The sequence below is a fragment of the Melghirimyces profundicolus genome, assembly GCF_003054245.1.
GTDB classification, from domain to species: domain Bacteria; phylum Bacillota; class Bacilli; order Thermoactinomycetales; family DSM-45169; genus Melghirimyces; species Melghirimyces profundicolus.
Window position 1 is genome coordinate 1910 of record NZ_QBKR01000055.1, and the last position, 3171, is coordinate 5080.

The 3171-nt window shown below is 59.7% G+C and carries 2 rRNA genes; both read left to right on the top strand.

Annotation, left to right across the window (positions count from 1 at the left end):
- Nucleotides 1–21 precede the first annotated feature (21 nt).
- Nucleotides 22–2978, top strand: a 23S ribosomal RNA gene (locus C8P63_RS18530).
- Nucleotides 2979–3051: 73 nt separating this feature from the next.
- A 5S ribosomal RNA gene (rrf, locus tag C8P63_RS18535) occupies nt 3052–3168 on the top strand.
- The last annotated feature ends 3 nt before the right edge of the window (nt 3169–3171 follow it).

Genomic DNA, 3171 nt, shown 5'->3' on the forward strand with positions numbered 1-3171 from the left:
GCATATCACCGGAGCAACTGAGGAGAAGTTAGTAAGAGCGCACGGTGGATGCCTTGGCGCCAGGAGCCGATGAAGGACGGGGCGAACACCGATATGCCCCGGGGAGCCGTAAGCAGGCATGGATCCGGGGATTTCCGAATGGGGCAACCCACCGGCGGTCAACCGCCGGTACTCCTGCCTGAACCCATAGGGCAGGTAGAGGCAGACCGGGGGAACTGAAACATCTTAGTACCCCGAGGAGAAGAAAGCAAACGCGATTCCCCGAGTAGCGGCGAGCGAAACGGGAACAGCCCAAACCGGCCGGCCTGTCCGGCCGGGGTTGTGGGGCGTCCCTTATGGAGTGAGAAAAGCGGAGCGTAGGCGAAGTGGCCTGGAACGGCCCGCCGGAGACGGTAACAGCCCGGTAGCCGAAACGCCCCGCTCTCCGGGACGGACCCCGAGTACCACGGGACACGGGAAACCCCGTGGGAATCCGGGAGGACCACCTCCCAAGGCTAAATACTCCCTGGCGACCGATAGTGAACCAGTACCGTGAGGGAAAGGTGAAAAGCACCCCGGGAGGGGAGTGAAAGAGAACCTGAAACCGTGTGCTTACAAGCAGTCGGAGCGTCATTGAGGCGTGACGGCGTGCCTTTTGTAGAATGAACCGGCGAGTGACGATGGCGTGCGAGGTTAAGGCGGGAAGCCGGAGCCGAAGCGAAAGCGAGTCTGAAGAGGGCGCAGGAGTACGTCGTCGTCGACCCGAAACCGGGTGATCTACCCATGTCCAGGGTGAAGTTGAGGTAACACTCAATGGAGGCCCGAACCCACTGGTGTTGAAAAACCAGGGGATGAGGTGTGGGTAGGGGTGAAATGCCAATCGAACCCGGAGATAGCTGGTTCTCCCCGAAATAGCTTTAGGGCTAGCCTCGACAGGAAGAGTCGCGGAGGTAGAGCACTGATTGGGCTAGGGGCCCATCCCGGGTTACCGAACTCAGTCAAACTCCGAATGCCGTGGACTTGATGGTCGGGAGTCAGACTGCGAGTGCTAAGATCCGCAGTCGAGAGGGAAACAGCCCGGACCGCCAGCTAAGGTCCCCAAGTGCGTGTTCAGTGGAAAAGGATGTGGAGTTGCCGAGACAACCAGGATGTTGGCTTAGAAGCAGCCATCATTCAAAGAGTGCGTAATAGCTCACTGGTCAAGTGACTCTGCGCCGAAAATGTAACGGGGCTCAAACACGCCACCGAAGCTGCGGTCCGGCACTCCAAGCTTGGAGTGCCGGAGGTAGGGGAGCGTCCCCAGGGCGTTGAAGTCGCACCGGGAGGTGCGGTGGAGCGCTGGGGAGTGAGAATGCCGGTGTGAGTAACGAAAAGAGGGGTGAGAATCCCCTCCGCCGAAAGCCTAAGGGTTCCTGAGGAAGGTTCGTCCGCTCAGGGTAAGTCGGGACCTAAGCCGAGGCCGAAAGGCGTAGGCGATGGGCAACAGGTGGAGATTCCTGTACCACCTTCCGCCGTTTGAGCGACGGGGGGACGCAGGAGGGTAGGAGATCGCGCGGTTGGAAATGCGCGTCCAAGCGGTGAGGCTGAAGGGGCAGGCAAATCCGTCCCTTCGAAAGGCTGAGCCGTGATGGCGAGGGAACCATAAGTACCGAAGTCTTTGATCCCACACTGCCGAGAAAAGCCTCTAGCGAGGCGGAAGGTGCCCGTACCGCAAACCGACACAGGTAGGCGAGGAGAGAATCCTCAGGCGCGCGGGAAAACTCTCGTTAAGGAACTCGGCAAAATGACCCCGTAACTTCGGGAGAAGGGGTGCCCCGGCAGGGTGGCCTTCGGGCTGCCCGAGGGGGCCGCAGTGAAGAGGCCCAAGCGACTGTTTAGCAAAAACACAGGTCTCTGCGAAGCCGCAAGGCGAAGTATAGGGGCTGACGCCTGCCCGGTGCTGGAAGGTTAAGGGGAAGGGTCAGCATCAAGCGAAGCTCTGAACCGAAGCCCCAGTAAACGGCGGCCGTAACTATAACGGTCCTAAGGTAGCGAAATTCCTTGTCGGGTAAGTTCCGACCCGCACGAAAGGCGCAACGACTTGGGCGCTGTCTCAACGAGAGACCCGGTGAAATCGTAGTATGCGTGAAGATGCGCATTACCCGTGACAGGACGGAAAGACCCCGTGGAGCTTTACTGCAGCCTGATATTGGATCTTGGTACGGTTTGTACAGGATAGGTGGGAGCCATGGAAGCCGGGCCGCCAGGTTCGGTGGAGGCAATCGTGGGATACCACCCTGACCGTGCCGGGGTTCTAACCGACAACCGTGATCCGGTTGCGGGACCGTGTCAGGTGGGCAGTTTGACTGGGGCGGTCGCCTCCCAAAAGGTAACGGAGGCGCCCCAAGGTTCCCTCAGCGCGGTTGGAAATCGCGCAGAAGAGTGTAAAGGCAAAAGGGAGCTTGACTGCGAGACCCACAAGTCGAGCAGGGACGAAAGTCGGGCTTAGTGATCCGGTGGTTCCGAGTGGAAGGGCCATCGCTCAACGGATAAAAGCTACCCCGGGGATAACAGGCTTATCTCCCCCAAGAGTCCACATCGACGGGGAGGTTTGGCACCTCGATGTCGGCTCATCGCATCCTGGGGCTGAAGTCGGTCCCAAGGGTTGGGCTGTTCGCCCATTAAAGCGGTACGCGAGCTGGGTTCAGAACGTCGTGAGACAGTTCGGTCCCTATCCGTCACGGGCGCAGGAAATTTGAGAGGAGCCGTCCTTAGTACGAGAGGACCGGGACGGACGCACCGCTGGTGTACCAGTTGTGCCGCCAGGTGCATCGCTGGGTAGCCAAGTGCGGAAGGGATAAGCGCTGAAAGCATCTAAGCGTGAAGCCCCCCTCAAGATGAGATTTCCCACTGGTACGACCAGGTAAGACCCCTTGAAGATGACGAGGTAGATCGGTCCGGGGTGTAAGCGTGGCAACACGTTGAGCTGACGGATACGAATCGGTCGAGGACTTCTCCTGAGTGGCTCGATGAAGGTGACAGGCACACTTTTCCGATCCGGTTTTCAGGGTGCATCCCACCCTTGACAATCTGTCTGGTGACGACAGCGGAGGGGACCCACCCGTTCCCATCCCGAACACGGAAGTTAAGCCCTCCAGCGCCGATGGTACTTGGGGCGGGAGCCCCCGGGAGAGTAGGACGTTGCCAGGCAGA